The organism is Ensifer meliloti, from assembly GCF_030064585.1.
GTDB lineage: Bacteria > Pseudomonadota > Alphaproteobacteria > Rhizobiales > Rhizobiaceae > Sinorhizobium > Sinorhizobium meliloti.
This window is the reverse complement of the sequence record NZ_CP120365.1, coordinates 2,409,854-2,431,712: the sequence shown is the minus strand read 5'-3', so window position 1 is coordinate 2,431,712 and position 21,859 is coordinate 2,409,854. Positions and strand designations below refer to the sequence as shown.

Sequence of the window (21,859 nt, the reverse complement as noted above, 5' to 3'; positions counted from 1 at the left end):
CCAAGCAGGTTGTACGCATGACGACGCGACTATTGATAACCGGGGCCGCGGGCGGCCTCGGCCGCTATGCCCGCGAGGGGCTGAAGGGCTGCGCCGATGTTTTGCGCCTTTCGGATGTCGCCACGCTTTCTCCCGCCGGAGAGGGCGAGGAGATCGTGCGATGCGACCTCGCCGAGCGCGAGGCGGTCGACCAACTCGTGCGCGGTTGCGATGCGATCCTGCATCTCGGTGCGATCTCGGTGGAGTCAGACTTCGACGCTCTTCTTCAGGCCAACATCCTCGGCACCTACAATCTCTACGAGGCGGCGCGAAAAGCCGGCGTGAACCGCATCCTCTTTGCGAGCACCAACCATGTGACCGGCTTCCATCCCATCGGCGAGACGCTCGACCACCTGTCGCCGCGGCGGCCGGACAGCCTTTACGGCGTCAGCAAGTGCTTCGGCGAGGACCTTTCCCGGCTCTATTTCGACAAATACGGCATGGAAACCGCCTGCCTCAGGATCGGCAGCTGCTTCGCCGAACCCACCAACCGGCGCATGCTCTCCACCTGGCTGAGCCCGCGTGATTTCCTGGCGCTTGTGCGCCGGCTTCTCGATGCTCCGAAAATCGGCCATCTGGTGCTCTACGGCGTCTCCGCCAACCGCGACGTCTGGTGGTCTAACGGGCATGCGGACTTCCTCGGCTGGCGCCCGCAGGACAGCAGCGAGCCTTACCGGCACGAGATTGAGAAGCGTGAGGAGGAGCCTTCGGACGGCGTGCGCTATCAGGGCGGGCGTCATGCGGCGGCGAAGTTGCCGGGTTGAGGCGACCGGCTCCGCAAGACCACGGTTTTCCGTCCCTGCCGCTACGCTCGGCATTGCCCTGGCGCCGCACCGCCATAGATTCTGCAGCGGCAGCTTCGGCGGCTCGTTGCACCGTCGCTATCCGAGCTCTCGCTTCAGGAGGAATACATGACTTCCCCCAGGACGGCACGTGACGTTTCCAGCCAAGAGCCTTTATCCGCCGGTCCGCTGTCTGCAGATGAACTTCAGCGGATGGACGCCTACTGGCGGGCGTCGAACTATCTCTCCGTCGGCCAGATCTACCTCCTCGACAACCCGCTTCTCAGCGAGCCGCTGAAGCGGGAGCACATCAAACCGCGGCTTCTCGGCCATTGGGGTACGTCGCCCGGCCTGAACATGCTCTATGTGCACCTGAACCGGGTGATCAAGCGCGACGATCTGGAGATGATGTATGTCATCGGCCCCGGGCATGGCGGGCCCTCGCTTGTCGCCCACGCCTATCTGGAGGGCACCTATAGCGAGGTCTATCCGGATATCAGCCAGGACGCCGAAGGCCTGCGGAAGCTGTTCAAGCAGTTCAGCTTCCCCGGCGGCATCCCGAGCCATGTCGCGCCGGAAACGCCGGGCAGCATTCACGAGGGCGGCGAGCTCGGCTATGCGTTGAGCCATGCCTACGGTGCCGCCTTCGACAATCCGGAGCTGATCGTCGCCTGCGTGGTGGGCGACGGGGAAGCCGAAACGGGCCCGCTCGCGACCGGCTGGCACGGCAACAAGTTCCTGAACCCGGCGCGCGACGGCTGCGTCCTGCCCATCCTGCACCTCAATGGATACAAGATCGCCAATCCCTGCTTTCTCGCACGCATTCCCAGAGAGGAGCTGCAGAAGTTCTTCGAGGGCATGGGCTATGCGCCGCTTTTCGTCGAGGGTCATGATCCCGCAGACGTGCATCAGCAGCTGGCGGCCGCGCTCGATACCGCGCTCGCGGATATCAGGCGCATTCAGACCGACGCCCGGGTCAACGGCAATCTGAAACGCCCTGCATGGCCCATGATCGTCTTCCGCACACCCAAGGGCTGGACCTGCCCGGCCGAGATCGACGGCAAGAAATGCGAGGATTACTGGCGATCGCATCAGGTTCCGATGGGAGACATGGACAAGCCGGAGCATATCCGCATCCTCGAAGGCTGGATGAAGAGCTATCGGCCGGAGGAGCTCTTCGACGGTGACGGGCGGCTGACGGCGGAACTGGCGGCGCTTGCCCCAACGGGACGCCGCCGGATGAGCGACAATCCGCATGCCAATGGCGGGCTGTTGCTGCGCGACCTGAAGATGCCCGACTTCCGCGATTATGCGGTTGCGGTTCAGAGCCCCGGAGCGGCCACGGCCGAGTCGGCCCGCGTGATGGGCAGCTATCTGCGCGACGTGATGAAGCTCAACCTGAAGTCCGGGAACTTCCGCCTGTTCAGTCCGGACGAAAACAACTCGAACCGCTGGCAGGACGTGCTTGAGGTCACGGATCGCTGTTTCATGGCGGACATCTATCCGGAAGACGACCATTTATCGCCGGACGGACGGCTGATGGAGGTCCTGAGCGAGCATCAATGCCAGGGCTGGCTCGAAGGTTATCTCCTGACCGGACGCCACGGCTTCTTTTCCTGCTACGAAGCCTTCATTCACATCATCGATTCGATGTTCAACCAGCACGCCAAATGGCTGAAGGTCTGCAACGAGATCCCGTGGCGGCGCCCGATCGCTTCCCTGAACTATTTCCTGAGCTCGCATGTCTGGCGCCAGGACCATAACGGCTTCAGCCATCAGGACCCCGGCTTCATCGATCACGTGGTCAACAAGAAGGCGGACATCATCCGCGTCTATCTGCCGCCGGACGCCAATACGCTGCTGTCGGTGACGGACCATTGCCTGAGGAGCCGTAACTACATCAACGTCGTCGTTGCCGGCAAGCAGCCTTCTCCGCAATGGCTGACCATGGACCAGGCGGTGAAGCATTGCACCGAGGGCCTCGGCATCTGGGAATGGGCAAGCAACGACAAAGGCTGCGAGCCGGATGTGGTCATGGCATGTTGCGGCGATGTTCCGACGCTGGAGACGCTCGCCGCGGTGCAATTGCTGCGCGAACACCTGCCGGAATTGAAGGTGCGGGTGATCAACGTCGTCAATCTGATGAAGCTGCAGCCATCGGGAGAGCACCCGCACGGCCTGCCGGACCGCGACTTCGACGCCCTGTTCACCAAGGACAAGCCGATCATCTTCGCCTTCCATGGCTATCCCTGGCTGATCCACCGCCTCACCTATCGCCGCACGAACCATGCCAATCTGCATGTCCGCGGCTACAAGGAAGAGGGGACGACGACGACGCCCTTCGACATGGTGGTGCTCAACCATCTGGACCGGTTCCATCTGGTCGAGGACGTCATCGACCGGCTGCCGCAACTCGGCGCCCGCGCGGCCTATTTCAAGCAGGCGATCCACGAGCGGCTGATCGACCACAGGCACCATATCGAGAAATACGGCGAGGACATGCCGGCGATCAGCGGCTGGAAATGGGGCGCCGGCAGCGCCGGCAAGGCACAGGGAACATCGACCGAAAGCGACAATGTCTGAGAGGACGCACTTCCGCGACCGGACATACCATCACAAAAGGCCCGCCGAAGCGGGCCTTTTTCTGTGTTTCGATCGCAGGGTCTGATGCAGAACGTGCCACTGCCCCCGAGTTCAGGCCGGCAGCTGGAAGAACCAGTTGGCGAACAGCACGATGGCGAGGCCTCCGCCGAGCGCCAGATAGGGTAACATGCCCGCCTTCCTGACGCCGAGGTTCTGCCCGGAGAGGCCGAGATCCTCCATGGCTTCGAGCGGGAACCTGCCGCGATCCTGAAAGTAGTGGCGATAGGCGAAGACCGGCAGGATGAGCGCGGCGAAGATGAAGCCGACCCACAACGCATTGGAGTAGCCCCAGACCTTGGCGCCGGCGCCCAGGAAGAGAGCGTTCACGAAGGCCAGCACGGTGTTCAGGCCGATCAGCCAGGTCGGCGCCTTCCAGGGCCGCTCGATATGGCCGGAGTCGATACGGTGGATCCAGCCGGAGTTGAGGTTCAGGAAGTTGAAGATGATGTAGCCGACATTGGAGACGGCGAGCACGAAGAAGTAGCCGCCGACGTCCGAGGCGATGGCAAGCAGGAACAGATTGAAAGCGAAGTCGGTCCACATGGCCCGGGTCGGCGCGCCGTTCTCGTTCACATGGTTGAGATATTTCGGCAGCCAGCCGTCCTTCGAGCCCTGGTAAAGCGTGCGCGAGGAGCCGGCCATCGCCGTCATGATGGCGAGGAAGAGAGCGAGAATCATTAGAACGACGAGAAGCTGGGTGACGATACGGCCGGCGCCGATCAGGCCCCCGAGCGCCTCGGCCACACCCGTGCCGTCGATGATGCCGGGCGCCAGCATGCCGGCATGACCAAGCACCCCCTGGAAGGCGAAGGGTACGAGGAAGAAGAACAGGCAGCAGACGAGGCCGGAATAGAAGATCGCCTTGAAGGTGTCGGTCCGCGGGTTCTTCAGTTCGCGCGTATAGCAGACCGCCGTCTCGAACCCGTAAGTCGACCAGGCGGCGATATAGAGGCCGCCGAGAAAGAGCGTCCAGCCGCCATTGCTCCAAGTGCCGTCCTCGCCGGAATAGGCGGCCGTCGGTGGCACGAGGCCGGTGACGTTGGAGGCAACGATATGGCCGCTGACGATCGGATAGATGCCGATGATCAGCAAGGGAATGAGGACGAGCATAGCGAGCCACTTCTGAACGCTGGCGGTCCCGGCGATGCCGCGATGCTGGATCGCGAAGATGATCAGCATCAGGATGCCGCCGATCAGGAATGTGGCGTTGATATTGGCCGTGGCGAGGAAGGGTATGCTGAAGCTGACCAGCGACCAGTTGCGGATCATGGGCGTCAGCGCCGCTACGCCGTCGGCTGCGAGAACCGCCTTGACGGCATCTTCCGGGGGGGTGCCGGCATGGGCCGCGATATACTCGGCGACACGGGGGCTATCGGCGGTGACGGAGGCGGCATGGGCGCCGATCCAGTCGAGCACCGCCTGCGAATCCGCCGCCGGAATCGGGAAGAGGGCATTGAGGATATAGCCCGCGGCGATCACGCAGCCGAGCGAGAGCACCGGCGACCAGGCGAACCAGTTGCACCAGACGGAAAGCGGCGCGATGAATTTCGAATAGCGCAGCCATGCGGTCGCTCCATAGATCGAGGCGCCGCCGGACTTGTTGGCGAACATCCCGGCGATTTCCGCATAGGTGAAGGATTGCAGGAAGCCCATGATCATCGAAATGATCCAGACCGCGAAGGCCAGCTTGCCGGTCGTGCCGGCAATGCCGCCGATGGAGAAGAGCACGAGTGGCGGCACGCCAGCTGCCACCCAGAAAGCGCCCTTCCAGTCGAGCGCGCGTATAAGCTTCCCCTCGGTGCCGGCAGCAATGCCGGCGTTCACCACATCTGTCATCGCTGAGTTCCCCTTTTATTTGTTCCGGACGTGTTCTTCGATACGTCTCCCTGAACGTGCCTCCCACGGCAGCCGGCCCGATGTCTTGGTGCCCCATTTATGCATTGAATTCAGATCCGGCCGTTTATGCATAGTGAAGAAAGTTTCTTCATAGTCAATATATCTCCTTTACTTCAGCTCGGTATTTTGCCAGCATGATCCGGGCAGGGGCCAACATTCGGCCGCGAGGGTGCTATGGAAAATCGCCGTCCTGGGATGCTTGGGGGGAGGCCCGTTTCGGCGAGCATCATCCGCTATCCGGGCATTCCGGCGCTGCCGAAGGACACTGAACGATACCGATGCAAGGGTGGCGGCTCGCTGGTCGTACGCGTCGAAGCGGGAGACCTGGTGACGGTCACCGATGCGGAGGGCGGCCAGGCATGCGAGCTTTCCTTCGTTGACGAAAGCGGCCGCTTCCAGGCGGCAGGCCTCGGCGCGGCGTTCACCAATGCCGCCGAGGGCCTCAAGACCATTCTCTCCCGCGAAGAAGCGGGCACGCTGCGCATTCGAAGCGCGCTTCGGCGCCGCGGTGCGGATCTGGCCACGGCCGGCGCGCTCCGCATCTTCGGGGAACGGTCCACGCCGGGCAGCAGGGTCGAATTCACGATCGCGGTGAAGGGGCTGCTGATCGTTGCCGCACCCGCAGAGGCGATGTCGCCCGAGGCACAGGACACGGCAACGCCCATCGAGGTCAGGGTCCGCCGCAGCAGGGTGGTCCGCGACTATTCCTCCGCCTTGCCGGAGCCGCTTGCCGATCCGATCGAAGACATCCGCATCAAGGCTGCAACCGCTTCGGCGTATTTCGTGCGGGCCGGAGAATTCATACAGATCATCGACGTCTATGGCCGCCAGTGCACGGACTTTCAGGCCTTTGCCGCCCGCAAGGTCGACAAGGGCCTCGACCTGGCTCTCGACTCAACCGTCACCCGTACCCTGCTCGGGCGCAGCTACCCGGCGCCGGGCCTGCCCTCCAAGGCTTTCGATCGCGATTTCGAGCCGCTGGTGGAGATCGTGCAGGACACGGTTGGCCGTCACGACGCTTTCGCCACCGCCTGCAATTCGCGCTATTACGATGACATGGGCTATCCCGGCCACGTCAACTGTACCGACAATTTCAACGCGGCGCTTGCGCCTTATGGCATTCCCGGCCGCAAGGGCTGGGAGGCGCTCAACTATTTCTACAACACCGATATCGACCACAACAATCAGCTCTATCTCGATGAGCCCTGGTCGCGTCCGGGCGACTACGTGCTGATGCGGGCCCTGACCGACCTCGTCTGCGTCTCCTCCTCCTGCCCCGACGATATCGACGCGGCAAACGGCTGGGATCCGACCGACATCCACGTCCGGACCTTTTCCGGAAAAGAGCAATTCTCACGAGCGGTAGCCTATCGCATGACACCCGATGCCGATCCCGAACTGACGCGTGAAACCGCCTTTCACCCCCGTTTCTCGGCGCTGACGCGAGACTACGCTGAATATCGCGGCTATTGGCTGCCGAACCGGTTTTCGTCGGCGGGGCCGGTCGAGGAATACTGGGCCTGCCGGGAAAGGGCGGCAGTGATCGATCTCTCGCCTTTGCGCAAGTTCGAGGTCACCGGTCCGGATGCCGAGGAATTGCTGCAATATTGCCTGACGCGCGACGTGCGCAAGCTTTCGACCGGGCAGGTCGTCTATTCCGCGATGTGCTACGAGCATGGCGGCATGATCGACGACGGCACCCTTTTCCGCCTCGGCGACAAGAACTTCCGCTGGATCGGCGGGGACGATTACAGCGGCATCTGGCTGCGCGAGCAGGCGGAGAAGAAAGGCTTCAGGGCCTGGGTGCGTTCCTCGACCGATCAGATGCACAATATTGCCGTTCAGGGCCCGAAGAGCCGCGACATCCTCAAGGAGATCGTTTGGACGGCACCGCGTCAGCCCACGATCGGCGAGCTCGAATGGTTCCGTTTCGCGGTCGGTCGCATCGGAGGCTTCGAGGGGGCGCCCATCGTCGTCTCGCGCACCGGCTATACCGGCGAGCTCGGCTACGAGATATTCTGTCACCCAAAAGACGCCCTGACCGTTTTCGACGCGGTCTGGCGGGCCGGCGAGCCGCATGGGCTGAGGCCGATGGGGCTGGAAGCGCTCGACATGGTCCGCATCGAGGCGGGCCTGATCTTCGCTCATTACGACTTCGACGATCAGACCGACCCGTTCGAGGCCGGTATCGGCTTCACGGTGCCACTGAAGTCCAAGCATGACGATTTCATCGGCCGCGAAGCGCTGATCCGCCGCAAGGAAAACCCGCGCCACTTGATGGTCGGCCTCGACATACAGGCGAACGAGGCGGTCGGCCACGGCGACTGCGTGCATGTCGGACGCGCGCAGATCGGCGTCATCACCAGTGCCACCCGCTCACCGGTCCTCGGCAAGACGATCGCGCTTGCCCGGATCGACGTTACGCATGCGACGGTCGGTACGCAGGTGGAGATCGGCAAGCTTGACGGCCAGCAGAAGCGCCTGCCCGCAATCGTCGTGCCGCTGTCGCACTACGATCCGCAGAAGAAGCGGCCGCGCTCCTGAACCGATTTGGGAAATCCTCTCTACGCCTTGCCGGCCGCGCAAGTGGAATTTAGCCCCTCCCACAGGTGGGAAGGGCATGCGCCGAGCCGAAGATCGTCAAGCGCGCAGATATTCCTCCAGGGAGTCGTCGAGCGCTTCCACCCAAGGCGTGTGATGCTTGGGCGACATATTGCCCGTCATCAGCGAACGATAGGCATTGTCGCGAAAACCCATGATGTTTTCCGCCTTGTGGTGCTCCCACTTCATGAAGGTCCGGTTGACCCCTTCGATATCGAAGCTCGGATAATCGGTTTCGGCCAGTAGCTCCTTCACATAGTCGCCCTGATACCAGATCATCTCCTCGGCATGCTCGAGCGTTTCCTCGCGGGCGCGCCACATGTCGAAATTGGCCTTCAGTTCCTCTTCCGGCGGCAGCGCGATGCGGCCCATCATGACGTCGCGCGCCCACCAGGCCTGCACGTCGAACATGTTGAAGGTATAGAACTGATCCTGCATACCGATGTAGAAAAGCTGCGGATTCTTGTCGAAGACCACGCCCTTGTAGAGATGGTCGGCCCAAAGGCGGTTGGCGGTCTTGAGCCTGAGTTCATCCGGCAGAAACGGAAAATGGTGCTGGTAGCCGGTGCACAGGATCAGCGCGTCCACTTCCTTCGTCGAGCCGTCCGCGAAATGAGCCGTCTTGTTTTCGAGCTTCGTCAGCAGCGGCCGTTCCTCGAAATTTTCCGGCCAGTTGAAGCCCATCGGCTTTGAGCGGTAGCTCGTCGTTACCGATTTCGCCCCATACTTCCAGCATTGCGAACCGATATCCTCGGCCGAGTAGCTCCGGCCGACGATGAGAACGTCCTTACCCTTGAATTCCAATGCATCGCGGAAATCGTGGGCGTGCAGAACGCGGCCGTTGAAGGTTTTCACGCCTTCGAAATAGGGGACGTGCGGTGTCGAGAAGTGGCCGCTCGCAACGACGACGTAGTCGAATTCCTCGTCATACATGCGGTCTTCGAGGCGGTTATGAGCGGTAACCGTGAATTTCTTCGTCTCTTCGTCGAAATGCACCATGCGCACCGGCGTATTGAAACGCACCCAGTCGCGCACATTCGCCTTCTCCACACGGCCCTTGATATAATCCCACAGCACCGCGCGCGGCGGGTAGGAGGCGATCGGCTTGCCGAAGTGCTCCTCGAAGGTGTAGTCCGCGAATTCCAGGCATTCCTTCGGACCGTTCGACCAGAGGTAGCGATACATGCTGCCATGCACCGGCTCTCCATATTCGTCCAGCCCGGTGCGCCAGGTATAGTTCCACAGCCCTCCCCAATCGGACTGCTTTTCATAGCAGACGATCTCCGGAATCTCGGCACCCTTCTGGGCGGCCGACTGGAAGGCCCGCAACTGGGCGAGGCCCGATGGACCGGCACCGATGACGGCAACTCTTGTCATGACGCATTCCCCTTTTGCTTTTGTGAAGTTGCAATTGCATGCAGTCGTCTTGGCGCTGGAAACGGCGTCAATCCGGGAATGTGCCGGGACTGGTCGGCGCGCCGTCGTCGAATTTCGAAAGCCAGTCGATCGTCGTCTGGCGATAGCGCGTCAGGCCCTTGTAATCGATGAGCTCGGGCGGCAGCGTGCTGAGCACGCGCGGAAAGCGGCGCGCCCATTTAGGCACCGTCACGAGCTCGTTCATATTCATCAGATAGCAGCGGATGACGAAGAGGATGGCGTTCGAGCGCGGCAGGCGCCACAGGCTCTGCACCTCGACGCGCAGATGTACCTTCTCGCCGACGTTTTCCGGTGTGACCGTCGCGCGGTCGGGTCCCCATTTATGGTAGTTTTCCGGGCTGGTATCGAGGCGCGGATTGATCGTCATCGTCCAGTTGAAACGGCGCGTAGGCTTGCCCTGCTGCAGGTTCAGGAGGAATTTCAGTGCGCGGTCGAAGACGCCCATCTGATGGGCGAGCGGCACCGGGCCGTGCCATTCCATGAAGTTCATGCCGATGTCGAAATCGAGCGACCAGTCGGCCTGGGTCGTGACCATGCCGGCATCCATCCAGAGATTGCCGTCGCGCTGGTCTACGATGCAGAAATCCCCCTGCGCCTGGCAGGTGATGTATTCGAGCGGTTCATAGGGCAGCGTCGAGCGATCGCCGAAGGTGAAGGTGTCGTCGATGCCGAGCGGCCGGTTGATCCAGCGCCATTGATCGCCGTTCCTGATGAGCGTGAAATGTTCGGGGAAGCCGGCGGCCTGCTCCTCCATCAGAAGTTCCAGCGTATCCCATTGGGCCGTCATCATATGGGGCAACGCCTGGTAGCGCAGCGGATCCTCTTTCAGAACCAGGGCCCGATCGTGCATCTCGGCGACGTAGTGCTCATCGACGTCGATCAGGCTTTCGAAGGCAGTGCCCTTCTGCCCCTTCACATGCGATTCCATGTTGACCGCGTACATGTATTCGTCGCGGTCGAAGGGAAACGGAAAGCGCCGGATGTTTTCCGGACTGTTGCGATAGCTGAAGTCGTCCCGGAACGTTTCCTGCTTGAAGGCGATTGCCATGCCCGTTCTCCTCCTGATCGGCCCGATGGATCGTTTCGTCGAACAATCCAAGTCTTTGAACTACGCATTTCTGGGCGGAAAACTGTTGGACGGTTTTCCTGGAACGGCTCTAGAGGTCGAGATGCAAAGCCTTTCCCTCGAATCGGGAGACGCAGAGCATCACCTTTCGGCCGGAAGCCTTTTCTTCGTCGGTCAGATAGACGTCGTTGTGCAGCAGCCTCCCGTCGCAGAGGGCGACCATCGTTTCGCACTGCCCGCAGGCACCGCCGCGACAGAGAAAGGGCGCATCGATTCCGGCCGCCTCGATCGCCTCCAGCATGCTCTCGTGATGACCGACATGGACGGTCTTGCCGGAGCGCGTCAGCTCGATCGAAAAGGGCTTGCCGGGCTGGGAGGACAGAAAGCGCTCGGAATGCAGGTTCTGCTCCGGCCAGCCAGCCTCCAGCCCGGTCTTGAGTACGCCGTCGATCATGCCCGCGGGACCGCAGACATAGAGATGCGTGCCGAGCGGCTGGCTGTCGAGCAAGCGGGCGACCGGAATGCGATTGTCTTCGGCATCGCAATAGATCTTCACCCGATGCGATCCGTAGCGGGCGACGAGGTCCTCGCAATATGCGCCGCGGTCGCGCGTTCGAATGGCATAATGCATTTCGAAACAGGCGCCTTCGCGGGCAAACTGCTCCATCATGGCGATGAAGGGCGTGATCCCGATGCCGCCGGCAATCAGCAGATGCTTTCGGCCGCGCCAATCCGGCTGAAACAGGTTGACGGGATGCGATACCCTCATTTCGTCGCCTTCGCGCACCTTCTCGTGCATGAAGGACGAGCCGCCGCGGGAATCCTCGACATGCAGCACGCTGATCTCGTAGGCCGAGCAATCATATGGCGCCGACATCAGCGAATAGGCATTGCGCCGCACGTGACCATTGTCGTTCATCGAAACGATGACGTGGGCGCCACCGGAGAAATAGGGCATCGGCCGGCCGTCGAGGCGCTCGAAGCGAAATCGTTTGATGCGATGAGCGACCGGCGTCACGCGGGTCACTCGGACGGGAATTTCAGTACCACCGCTCACAGGAACAACTCCTCCGGATCAGGCGCGCTGCCGGGTTCCTCCGCATCGATATTGACGCCCTGGAAGGCGCCGAGGCGCCGCGAGTAATGGTCGCGTACGAGAAGCGGCAGACCGCAATGGCCGCAGGGAAAGGGGCTGTGGGTGACGTCCTCGGTGACGCCTTTGCAGTGGACACATTGCACGCGGCGCGCCAGCGAGCCGCGGTGTTCGGTGATGATCGAGGCATGGTCCATGCCGTGATCGAGCGCCACCATCATCGCCTGGCCGATGAAGCCCTCCGTGCCGGCGATATAAAGCCGCGTCCCCATATGGGCGGTCGTCAGCGTCCCCCTGAGGCGGAAGAGCAGCGTCGCGATCGTCGGGGCTGCGAAGAACATATCGGCGCCAAGCGCGCGCAGCGCCTCGTCGTTTCCCTTGCCCTGCGAGCCGCGCGCGACATAGAGGATCTCGCTGCGGGAAAGCGCCGTCTCGTCGAGTGCCGGCTTCCGGTCGAGGAGGGCATGGGCGCCCTCCCCTTCCAGTGCGAAGATGTGCCGCCGGGCGCGCGGCTGGATGGAAAGTCCCGTATAGACCGGACGGCTCTTAATGCCTTCGACAAGCATGGCCGCCTCCCTAGCCCACGGCCGTCCTCTTTTTCTTCTCCGGATCGTCGAAGGTCAGCGTGTGGGCGATCGCTCTGGCATTGAGGTTCTTGCCGTGCACCTCGAGCTTCGCGCCCTGGACGGCCTTGTCGACGTCCAAACGGGCAATCGCCATGGATCTCTTCGTCAGCGTCGAATAGCTCGGGCAGGTGATCACCCCGACCTTCTTGCCCTCGGCATAGACTTCGTCGCCGAGATCCGCCGGACCGTCGGCATCGATCAGCATGCCGAATATCTTGAAGCGTTCCCTGCCTTTCAGGCGCGCATGCTCCTCGGCACCGCGGAAGCCCGTCTTGCCGGGGCTGACCGTGAAATCGAGGCCGAGTTCCCAAAGGCTGTCGCCGGGCGGCTGGTCGGCGAAGGGATACATCTGCGAATTGTCGTAAGGATAAAAGAGCAGGTAGCTTTCGACCCGCAGCATGTCGAGCACGCTGAAACAGCAGGGGATGATGCCCGTCTCCTTGCCTTCCGCGACGATGCGATCCCAGATCATGACCGCATCCTGCCCGCGCACGAAGATTTCGTAGCCACGCTCTCCGGTATAGCCGGTGCGCGAGATCATGACGGGCGCGCCGAAGAGCGTCGTCTGCATGTGGTGGAAATATTTAAGGTCGCGGATGCCCGGCACATATTTTGCGAGATAGTCGACGGCAAGCGGGCCCTGCAGCGAAAGATCATGCAGGTCGTCGTCGAACAGGACTGCGCAGTTGCGGCCCGCAGCCTGCTTCACGATCTCCTCGTAGCCCGAGCCGGAGCCGTGGACCAGCATCCAGGAATTCGGCCCGGTGCGGTAGACGATGCAGTCGTCGGTAAAATGGCCGCGATCGTTCAGCATGCAGGCATAGACGGAGCGTCCGGGATAGATCTTCGTCATGTCGCGGGTGGTGATGTAGTCGAGCACGGCGATGGCATGCGGACCGACCAAGTGCACCTTCTTCAGGCCGGAAACGTCCATGATCCCGGCCTTCGTGCGGATCGCGACATGCTCTTCGGACATGTCCTTCTCGTAGGTCCAGGCGGTTCCCATGCCGCTCCAGTCCTCCAGTTTCGATCCGAGAGCGCGATGCCGATCCGCCAAGGCGGAGAAACGCCAAGATAAAGCCATTTCGTTCCCTCTTTTTTTCCCATACGGAATATTTATTTCCTGAATATATTCAGAATTCCGCGGGGAAGCAAGCCGGCCCGATTATTTTTGTCGCGCCGCTGCGGCAGCGATTCGCACGCGTTGGTGCGGCTTTCCGCTCTGACGAGATGGGCGGTAATGGCGGCGTTGGAGTAAGGCCGGTCTCGGCCTCGATCGGCCTCAGCCCATCCGTTCCGAGGCGTAGGAACCCGGGCTCGGCGGGAAGACGACGACGCGGTTGCCGTTGATGAAGCAGCGGTGGTGGATATGGGCGTGCACGGCCCGGGCCAGCACCTGGCTTTCGACGTCGCGGCCGATCGAGACATAATCCTCGGCCGACTGCGCATGGGTGATGCGGGCGATATCCTGCTCGATGATCGGACCCTCGTCGAGATCGGCGGTGACGTAATGCGCCGTCGCGCCGATCAGCTTCACGCCGCGCTCATAGGCCTGCTTGTAGGGGTTCGCCCCCTTGAACGACGGCAGGAAGGAGTGGTGGATGTTGATGATCTTCCCCGACATCTTCTTGCAGAGCGCATCCGAAAGCACCTGCATGTAGCGGGCCAGCACGATCAGCTCGGCGCCGGTCTGCTCGACGACGTCCATCAGCTGGGCTTCGGCCTTGGGCTTGTTCTCCTTCGTCACCTTGATGTGGTGGAAGGGGATGTCGTGGTTGACGACCACCTTCTGGTAGTCGAAGTGGTTGGAAACGACGCCGACGATATCGATCGGCAAGGCGCCGATCTTCCAGCGGTAGAGAAGATCGTTCAGGCAATGGCCGAAGCGCGACACCATGAGCAGCACCTTCATGCGCTCGGACTGTTCGTGGAGAGCCGTCTCCATCTCGAACTTCGAGGCGATCGGCTTCAGCCCTTCCTCGAGAGCCGCAAGGCCAACCCGCTCCTCCGAGATGAAGCTGGTGCGCATGAAGAACTTGCCGGTATCCAGATCGTCGAACTGCGAGCTGTCGGCGATATTGCAGCCCTGCTCGGCCAGATATCCCGATAGCGCCGCAACTACGCCACGCGTTGACTTGCAGGACACGGTCAGAACGAAATTCTGCATGTTCATTTCTCTCCCCTCGCCGTTCGCGCGCACGGGTGTCGATCCCATCCCCGTTGTCGACGTCGCAAATTGCTACCAGAGCAGATCGACGAAATCAATCCGCAGGAAAATATATTTCTCCTCAGGCAACTTTTCGCTTTCAGCGCGTGCCGGAAAACGGAGCGTGGGTGAGAAGAGATGCGGCAGAAGCGACGCTCTGCCGTGCGCCTCAGTCCTCTCCGCGGCCGCGCGGATAGGAAATGATAGACAGATACCGGATCGGCAGCGTGGTCAGTTCTTCCGGCCCGTGCGGCGCGTCGGCGTCGAAGAACAGACTGTCCCCCGGAGTCATGCGGTAAAGATTGTTGCCATGCCGGTAAACCACCTCCCCTTCCAGCATGTAGAGGAACTCCAGACCATCGTGTTGAAACGTCGGAAAGACGTCCGAGTCTTCGGTCAGCGTGATGAGATAAGGCTCGACGACGACGCCGGAGGTGTTCGATCCGATATGGCCGAGGAGGTTGTACTGGTGGCCGGCGCGGGTGCCGCGCCGCTCGACGTCGACGCCTTCCCCCGCTTTGACGAACACGGCGCTATGCTCCTCCTCGAAACGGCGGAAGAAGGCGGTGATCGGCACGCCGAGCGCCCGCGACAGCGTCTGCAAAGTCGTGAGCGACGGCGATGTGTTGCCGTTCTCGATCTTCGACAGCATGCCGACCGAAATATCGGTCGCGGAGGCGACGTCGGCTACTGTGATGCCGAGCTTCTTGCGGAAGGCACGCACTTCATGGCCGATCGCGACTTCCAGCACCTTTTCACGGGTGTCGCGGATTGCATGCGGATCCTGGGTCAGCGTGACACGTGCCAACTCCGCCGCCGTCTTGCGCGCGCCGCCGGCGCTTGTCGCCGCCTTGCCGTTCTTCTTCGAGTTCCGGTGCTTTTCCGCGTTTTCCCTGCCCATGCCAATCTCGCTTTGTTTTTACTGATAGTAAATATTTCTGCGTGGTTCACAACGCTATACCCGCGTGGGCGAGGAAGTATTCCGCCCTGAGTAGAAGATCAACTCCCACTGCAGCCTATGCCTGCTCCGGCGATATGGTGCGCGTGAAGAGGCGTGGACAGCGTCACTTGACAGTGGTTTCGCTTTGCCTGACATTCCTGTTAGGCAAATATTTTTTCTAAGCAGAAAACGGCCGACTTCCCGCATCGAAATTACAAGGAACGAAAAACCACCCGGAGGAGGAAACATTGGAGGAGGAAAGCGAATGGAAGCGACACTAAGCAAGCTTGGCGAAGATGCGAGCTTCAGCCAGCGTATCGATGCAATGCACAGACGTGACCGCGTCTGCCTTACGGCCTTCGTCGTGGTCCTCTGGTGCACCCTGCTCTTCGCGCTGTTTACCGTTTGGCCCTACATCGCAACGCCCGCCATCGCCGTCATCCTGACGGTCGCCTGCGGCCTGGTGCTGCTCTTCAACACAGCCGCCATCGTTGCCATGCTGCGACATTACGAAGAAGACAAGCACTTCATCTACAGCCTCGATCTCAAGCATCTCGATGAGATGCGCCCGCAAAGCCGCTAGGAGGTATCATGGCATACGAACCTCCGAAACAGAGCTTTGCAGGCCAGATCTTCGACGTGATCACGTTGCTCGTGCTGACCATCGGAGCGCTCTACATACCGCTCTATCTCGGCCTTGCGGGCGCGGCCAAGGTGCCCGATCCGATCCCCGATCCGACCTGGGAAGCGCTCGGCCAGAACGCCACCGAGCAGCAGCAGTGGGCCGCGCTCGGCATAACCGATCCGGCGGCCGCCAACGACATCATCACCGCGCGCTTCGACTACAGCTTCAGCTGGGCCTCGCTCATCGTCATGGCCGTGCTCGTCATCGGCTATTTCGTGATGGTGGTCCGGCTTTCCGACAGGGAATACCGCGAAGTGATCGAAGAGCGCTTCGGCACGGAACGACACTAGGGAGGCGGCGGCCATGTGGGACATACTCGAATACGCGGCCTGGGCGCTTTCGGCGCTGTTCGGCGTGCTGATGCTCGCCGACCTCGTCCGCATCGACACCACTTACGACAACGAACTGCTGATCTCTTCTCGCGAAGGCGAGATCGAGGCGACGGCAGAGCGCCACGAGATCTGAGGGGAGGACGGCAAATGGACGATACTACATCCGCCGCACCCGAGCCGGACCGGCTGCGCCTGCTGAGGGTGCTGGGGCCTGCTCACGTCTGGGCACTCGGCGTCGGCATCGTGCTCGTCGGCGAATATATGGGCTGGAATTTCTCGGTGGGCAAAGGCGGCATGATCGCCGGCCTGATGGCCTGCTGGGTGGCCGGCCTGCTCTACACCTGCGTCGCCATGATCGACTCGGAAGTGACTTCGACGGTCGCCGCGGCCGGCGGCCAGTACGCTCAGGCCAAGCACATCGTCGGCCCGCTGATGGCCTTCAATGTCGGCCTCTTCCTTGTGATGGCCTATACCATGCTCGAAGCCGCCAACGCCATCACGGTCGGCTTCCTGCTCGATACCGTGGCCGGAATGCAGGGCCAGACCGGACTCAATCAGCAACCCTTCATCGTTCTCGCGATCATGTTCCTGGCGTGGCTCAACTATCGCGGCGTGCTCGCCACCCTGACCTTCAACCTGGTGATCACCGCCATCGCCTTCCTTGCGATCGTGGCGTTGTTCGTATCGGTGCAGTTCGGTGCCTCGGCGGTGCCGCTCGATTTTTCGGCCATCACCTCCGATCCGCTACCCTATGGCTGGGTGGGTATCGTGGCATCGCTGCATTTCGGGCTCTGGTACTATCTCGGCATCGAGGGTACCTGCCAGGCGGCCGAGGAGGTGCGCTCTCCTGCCCGCTCGCTTCCCTACGGCACGATGGCCGGCATCATGACGCTGCTGATCGCGGCGACCATGACCTGGTATATCTGCTCCGGCCTGATGCCGTGGGAATATCTTGGCCAGGCCGGCACGCCTTTGTTCGACGCCGCCCGCGTCACCGGCAGCACCGGACTGATGGTCCTGCTCTTCGTCGGCACGGCATTCGCCACGCTCGCCTCCGCCAACGGCTGCATCAACGACGCTTCCCGCGCCTGGTTCTCGATGAGCCGTGACCGTTATCTGCCAAGCTGGTTCGGTGCCGTCCATCCGGTCTACCGCACGCCCTATCGCGCGATCGTATTCCTGGTCCCGATCGCGCTCATCTTCGCGCTCGGCGCCCCGCTCGACCAGGTCGTGACCTTCTCGATCCTGTCGGGTCTGCTCGGCTACACCTTCATGACCTTCAACATGGTGATGTTCCGAAACAAGTGGCCGCTCGGCAGGATCAAGCGCGGCTACGTGCACCCGTTTCATCCTTTACCGACGGTCGTGCTGCTCATTCTGTGCTCGACCGCCTATTTCGCCGTGTTCCTGGGCTACGGCACGCAGCTCAGCGCGATGATGTGCTTCTACATCGTGGCTTCGCTGTGGTTTCACTTCCGGCGCTACAAGTTCGTACGCCGCGGCGATCAGTTCACGATGCCGTGGCCAAAGCCACACGGCTATTGATCGGTTGGAGCGCGCCGCCCGTTTCGGATCGCGCGCTCCGGCTGCTTCTGAAACTGTCCGGAGCGCTTCCCGCGCAGAAGCCGCCGACCAAGCCAGGGCGATCGTATGATCACCACAATTGCCTTCTCTGCCTTCGCAATAGCTTCCGGCATATGGATGAGCGTTCGCGCGGTCCGCGACCACCGGGCCGCCATTGCCGAGCGCCGCGGCCTTCTGGACGACGCGGCGCGGCACTTTCCCGGCGCCCGCATAACTCACGGCGCAGATCATTTTCCGATCCTCGCCGGCAGGCTGGACGACGGGCGGCAGGTAAGGGTCGAACTCGTCCCCGACACGCTGGTCTGCCGCCGATTGCCGCAACTGTGGCTGAAGCTCACTTTGCTTGAAACGAGCCCCTGTGCCAGGCCCAAGATCGGTGCGCTGGCGCGGCCGACCGGCGCCGAATTCTACTCGCTGGTGCACGAGATGCCGCATCTGTTGATCCCGCCGCCCAGCGAGGCCGCCCTCCTGATGCGCGGCGACGGCAACGCATCGCGCCGGCAGGTCGAACGCGCCGCGGCCATGTTCGCCAAGCTGTTTGCCGATCCCACGCTCAAGGAGGCCGCGATCACTCCACGCGGCGTGCGGCTGGTCCGCCAGGCGGCGCAGGGGCAACGCGGCGCCCATCTGCTGTTGCGGCAGGCGCACTTTTCAATCACGGCCATTGCGCCCGAGGTGATACGCCGGACGATCGCCGAAGCAGAGGCCCTGAGCGGATGGCTGGCGGACGATGAGCCCGCTTATTCGCTGCCGCCGTCGGCGGGGGCATTTCCAGGAAGTATTCAGCGGTTTTCGGACCGGGAGTGCGTAGTTTCAAAGTGCTGAGGAGGTCGCCGTGGCCAAGCCGATCAATCCCTATCTGGTGCTGATGCTGGCTGCGGTGTTGCCTGGGGCCGGCCATGTCGCCTTGCGCGACGCGGCTCGGGGCTTGGCCTTTGCCTTTTTCGTCGTATTCTTTTCGGTGATCACCTACATGACGGCGCCACCGGACCGTTCCTTCATCGGACGGCATGCAGGCGGCATTTTCGTCTGGGCCCTGTCGATCCCCGACGCCTACCGCCGTGCGCGCATCCGTACGGTCATGGCCCGGAAAAGCTGAAGGGACGTTAAGTTCCTCACGTGCCGCTCACGCCGCGATCGACTCCAAAAATCCCCGTGCCGAGGCACGGGGATGGCCGCAAGGCTCCTGTGGAGATTCTAGTCTACACGTCGAGCGTGGTTTGGTGTTCCCATTCGGTGAATTGCGAACAATAGGTGTTCCACTCGCCTTGCTTGAGTTTCAGATAGGCCGCGGAGAACTCTCGTCCCAAGGCCTCCTGCAGCTCCTCGTCCCGATTGTATTCCCGCAATGCGTCGAGCAGGTTCAGCGGAAGCTTCGGTGCATCGGTTACCTTGTGGCCGTCCTTGTACATGTCGATGTCGTAGTGACGGCCGGGATCGGCTTTGGAGCGAACGCCCGAAAGGCCGGCCGCAATGATGATCGCCTGCAGGAGATAGGGATTGACGGCGCCGTCCGGCAGGCGCAGCTCGAAACGGCCGGGGCCGGGAACGCGCACCATGTGGGTGCGGTTGTTGCCGGTCCAGGTCACCGAATTGGGCGCCCAGGTCGCGCCAGAGATCGTGCGCGGCGCGTTGATGCGCTTGTAGGAGTTGACCGTCGGATTGGTGACCGCGGCGAGCGCGCTTGCATGTTTCATGATACCGCCCAGGAAGTGGCGCCCCTCGGCTGAAAGGCCGAACTCCGCCTTGTTGTCGGCAAAGGCATTCACCTCGCCTGCCAGATCCCAGACCGAAATGTGGCAATGGCAACCGTTGCCCGTCAGACCCTTGAACGGCTTCGGCATGAAGGTCGCGCGCAGCCCGTGCTTCTCGGCGATCGACTTCACCATGAACTTGAAGAAGGAGTGTTTGTCGGCGGTCCGGAGCGCGTCGTCATACTCCCAGTTCATCTCGAACTGGCCGTTCGCATCCTCATGGTCGTTCTGGTAGGGCTTCCATCCGAGTTCGAGCATGTAGTCGCAGATCTCGGCGATCACGTCGTAGCGGCGCATGATCGCCTGCTGGTCATAGCAAGGCTTTTCCGCCGTATCGAACGTGTCGGAAATCTTCGATCCATCCGGCGAGATCAGAAAGAACTCCGGTTCGACGCCGGTCTTGACGCGAAGCCCTTCCTGGGCCGCCTCGGCGACGAGCTTCTTCAGCACCACGCGCGGTGCCTGTTCCACGGGCGCGTCGTCCATGATGCAGTCTGCCGCCACCCAAGCGACGTCCTTCTTCCAAGGGAGCTGGATGACCGCAGACGCATCCGGGAGAGCGAAGAGATCGGGATGCGCAGGCGTGAGATCGAACCAGGTGGCAAAACCTGCGAAGCCTGCGCCGCCCTTCTGCATGTCGGCGATCGCTTCCGCGGGAACCAGTTTGGCGCGCTGCCCGCCGAAGAGATCGGTGTAGCTGATCATGAAATATTTGACGCCCTTCTCGCGGGCGAATGTGGAGAGATCCAGTGTCACTTCGTTCCCCTTTTGGATTCCGACACTCAATTTCAAAAGAAAGGGCCGCACCCTCTCAAGTGCGGCCCGTCATCCTTTCATTCAAAAGGTACCTTTGCCAGGATACCAGCTCGTTCCCGCGAGCGGCACCTGTGCCATGGCTGCGGCTTCCATCGTCAGCGCGCACAGATCCTCCGGCTCGAGATTGTGGAGGTGGTTCTTGCCGCAGGCGCGGGCGATGGTCTGTGCTTCGAGCGTCATCACCTTCAGATAGTTGGCCAGCCGCCGGCCGGCGGCGACCGGGTCGAGGCGCTTCATCAGTTCGGGGTCCTGCGTCGTGATGCCGGCGGGGTCCTTGCCCTCGTGCCAGTCGTCATAGGCGCCGGCCGTCGTGCCGAGCTTCTGGTATTCTTCTTCCCAGTGCGGGTCGTTGTCGCCGATGGCGACCAAGGCCGCGGTACCGATGGCAACCGCGTCGGCTCCAAGCGCCAGCGCCTTGGCGACGTCCGCGCCGGAGCGGATACCACCGGACACGACGAGCTGTACCTTGCGGTGCATGCCGAGATCCTGCAGCGCCTGGACGGCTGGCCGAATGCAGGCAAGCGTCGGCATGCCGACATTCTCGATGAAGACGTCCTGCGTCGCCGCGGTCCCGCCCTGCATGCCGTCGAGCACGACGACATCCGCACCGGCCTTGACCGCGAGCGCCGTGTCGTAATAGGGCCGCGCGCCGCCGACCTTGACGTAGATCGGCTTCTCCCAGTCGGTGATCTCGCGCAGTTCGAGGATTTTGATCTCGAGGTCGTCCGGCCCGGTCCAATCCGGATGACGGCAGGCCGAACGTTGGTCGATGCCCTTCGGCAGGTTGCGCATGTTGGCGACCCTGTCGGAGATCTTCTGGCCGAGCAGCATGCCGCCGCCACCGGGCTTGGCTCCTTGCCCGACCACCACCTCGATCGCATCCGCGCGGCGCAGATCCTTCGGGTTCATGCCGTAACGCGACGGCAGGTACTGATACACGAGCGTCTGAGAATGACCGCGCTCCTCATCCGTCATACCGCCGTCGCCGGTGGTGGTCGAGGTTCCCGAAGCCGTCGCACCGCGTCCGAGTGCTTCCTTGGCGGGACCGGAGAGTGCTCCGAAGCTCATGCCGGCGATGGTGATCGGAATCTTCAGATGGATCGGCTTCTTCGCGAAGCGCGTTCCCAGAACGACGGAGGTGTCGCATTTCTCGCGGTAGCCTTCGAGCGGATAGCGCGAGATCGATGCGCCGAGAAAGAGAAGGTCGTCGAAATGCGGGACCTTGCGCTTGGTGCCGGCGCCTCTGATATCATAAATGCCGGTCGCAGCCGCACGGCGGATTTCCGCAAGCGTATAGTCGTCGAAGGTCGCGGACTTGCGCGGCGGGGTATAGGGGTTGTGATAGCTCATACTGGTCCC

Annotated in this window: 18 protein-coding genes and 1 pseudogene; 9 read left to right on the top strand and 10 right to left on the bottom strand. The window is 62.1% G+C overall.

What is annotated here, in order from left to right:
* Positions 1 to 17: 17 nt before the first annotated feature.
* Positions 18 to 803 carry an NAD-dependent epimerase/dehydratase family protein gene (locus PZL22_RS18590; RefSeq protein WP_003532495.1) on the top strand — a complete coding sequence of 262 codons (786 nt, stop codon included), beginning with the start codon at positions 18 to 20 and terminating at the stop codon, positions 801 to 803.
* Positions 804 to 950: 147 nt separating this feature from the next.
* Positions 951 to 3,404 carry a phosphoketolase family protein gene (locus tag PZL22_RS18585; RefSeq protein WP_033048965.1) on the top strand — a complete coding sequence of 818 codons (2,454 nt, stop codon included), beginning with the start codon at positions 951 to 953 and terminating at the stop codon, positions 3,402 to 3,404.
* A gap of 111 nt (positions 3,405 to 3,515) precedes the next feature.
* On the opposite strand, the gene PZL22_RS18580 is transcribed toward PZL22_RS18585, so the two are convergent.
* Positions 3,516 to 5,300: a trimethylamine N-oxide permease gene (locus PZL22_RS18580; protein ID WP_003532497.1), complete on the bottom strand. Its 1,785-nt coding sequence runs from the start codon at positions 5,298 to 5,300 to the stop codon at positions 3,516 to 3,518.
* Between the two features lie 234 nt (positions 5,301 to 5,534).
* On the opposite strand from PZL22_RS18580, the gene PZL22_RS18575 reads away from it, so the two are divergent.
* Positions 5,535 to 7,904 (top strand): trimethylamine N-oxide demethylase, encoded by a 2,370-nt coding sequence (locus PZL22_RS18575; RefSeq protein WP_003532499.1) that lies wholly within the window; start codon positions 5,535 to 5,537, stop codon positions 7,902 to 7,904.
* A 96-nt stretch (positions 7,905 to 8,000) separates the two neighbouring features.
* Here the strand turns inward: PZL22_RS18575 and PZL22_RS18570 are convergent, their stop codons facing one another.
* The 7 genes from PZL22_RS18570 to PZL22_RS18540 form a co-directional block, all read right to left on the bottom strand.
* On the bottom strand, positions 8,001 to 9,338 hold the full coding sequence (locus PZL22_RS18570; protein ID WP_003532501.1) for a trimethylamine monooxygenase: 1,338 nt from the start codon (positions 9,336 to 9,338) through the stop codon (positions 8,001 to 8,003).
* A gap of 67 nt (positions 9,339 to 9,405) precedes the next feature.
* A complete protein-coding gene (locus PZL22_RS18565; RefSeq protein ID WP_003532503.1) occupies positions 9,406 to 10,446 on the bottom strand; it encodes a heme-dependent oxidative N-demethylase family protein in 1,041 nt (346 codons plus the stop codon).
* 109 nt (positions 10,447 to 10,555) lie between these two features.
* Positions 10,556 to 11,521 carry a PDR/VanB family oxidoreductase gene (locus PZL22_RS18560; protein ID WP_003532505.1) on the bottom strand — a complete coding sequence of 322 codons (966 nt, stop codon included), beginning with the start codon at positions 11,519 to 11,521 and terminating at the stop codon, positions 10,556 to 10,558.
* On the bottom strand, positions 11,518 to 12,123 hold the full coding sequence (locus PZL22_RS18555; RefSeq protein WP_003532507.1) for a dimethylamine monooxygenase subunit DmmA family protein: 606 nt from the start codon (positions 12,121 to 12,123) through the stop codon (positions 11,518 to 11,520). Before PZL22_RS18555 ends, PZL22_RS18560 begins: the two co-directional genes overlap by 4 nt.
* A 10-nt stretch (positions 12,124 to 12,133) precedes the next feature.
* A complete protein-coding gene (locus tag PZL22_RS18550; RefSeq protein ID WP_003532509.1) occupies positions 12,134 to 13,267 on the bottom strand; it encodes an aminomethyl transferase family protein in 1,134 nt (377 codons plus the stop codon).
* A 198-nt stretch (positions 13,268 to 13,465) separates the two neighbouring features.
* Complete coding sequence (purU, locus tag PZL22_RS18545) at positions 13,466 to 14,350, bottom strand: formyltetrahydrofolate deformylase (protein ID WP_003532511.1); 885 nt, start codon at positions 14,348 to 14,350, stop codon at positions 13,466 to 13,468.
* Positions 14,351 to 14,558: 208 nt separating this feature from the next.
* Positions 14,559 to 15,290 (bottom strand): helix-turn-helix domain-containing protein, encoded by a 732-nt coding sequence (locus tag PZL22_RS18540; protein ID WP_003532514.1) that lies wholly within the window; start codon positions 15,288 to 15,290, stop codon positions 14,559 to 14,561.
* A 304-nt stretch (positions 15,291 to 15,594) separates the two neighbouring features.
* On the opposite strand from PZL22_RS18540, the gene PZL22_RS18535 reads away from it, so the two are divergent.
* The 6 genes and pseudogenes from PZL22_RS18535 to PZL22_RS18510 all read left to right on the top strand — a co-directional run bounded on the left by PZL22_RS18535 (position 15,595) and on the right by PZL22_RS18510 (position 19,029).
* Positions 15,595 to 15,912 (top strand): hypothetical protein, encoded by a 318-nt coding sequence (locus PZL22_RS18535; protein WP_003532516.1) that lies wholly within the window; start codon positions 15,595 to 15,597, stop codon positions 15,910 to 15,912.
* An 8-nt stretch (positions 15,913 to 15,920) separates the two neighbouring features.
* Positions 15,921 to 16,304, top strand: coding sequence for a hypothetical protein (locus tag PZL22_RS18530; protein WP_003532519.1), 384 nt, complete (start codon positions 15,921 to 15,923; stop codon positions 16,302 to 16,304).
* Positions 16,305 to 16,317: 13 nt separating this feature from the next.
* Positions 16,318 to 16,479 (top strand): hypothetical protein, encoded by a 162-nt coding sequence (locus PZL22_RS18525; RefSeq protein WP_003532521.1) that lies wholly within the window; start codon positions 16,318 to 16,320, stop codon positions 16,477 to 16,479.
* Between the two features lie 14 nt (positions 16,480 to 16,493).
* On the top strand, positions 16,494 to 17,891 hold the full coding sequence (locus PZL22_RS18520; RefSeq protein WP_003532523.1) for an APC family permease: 1,398 nt from the start codon (positions 16,494 to 16,496) through the stop codon (positions 17,889 to 17,891).
* Between the two features lie 105 nt (positions 17,892 to 17,996).
* A pseudogene (locus tag PZL22_RS18515) lies at positions 17,997 to 18,741 on the top strand (hypothetical protein).
* 24 nt (positions 18,742 to 18,765) lie between these two features.
* Complete coding sequence (locus PZL22_RS18510) at positions 18,766 to 19,029, top strand: hypothetical protein (RefSeq protein ID WP_003532527.1); 264 nt, start codon at positions 18,766 to 18,768, stop codon at positions 19,027 to 19,029.
* 103 nt (positions 19,030 to 19,132) lie between these two features.
* Here the strand turns inward: PZL22_RS18510 and glnT are convergent, their stop codons facing one another.
* Positions 19,133 to 20,440: a type III glutamate--ammonia ligase gene (gene glnT, locus PZL22_RS18505; protein ID WP_003532529.1), complete on the bottom strand. Its 1,308-nt coding sequence runs from the start codon at positions 20,438 to 20,440 to the stop codon at positions 19,133 to 19,135.
* A gap of 81 nt (positions 20,441 to 20,521) precedes the next feature.
* Positions 20,522 to 21,850, bottom strand: coding sequence for an FMN-binding glutamate synthase family protein (locus PZL22_RS18500; protein ID WP_010968347.1), 1,329 nt, complete (start codon positions 21,848 to 21,850; stop codon positions 20,522 to 20,524).
* Between the last annotated feature and the right edge of the window lie 9 nt (positions 21,851 to 21,859).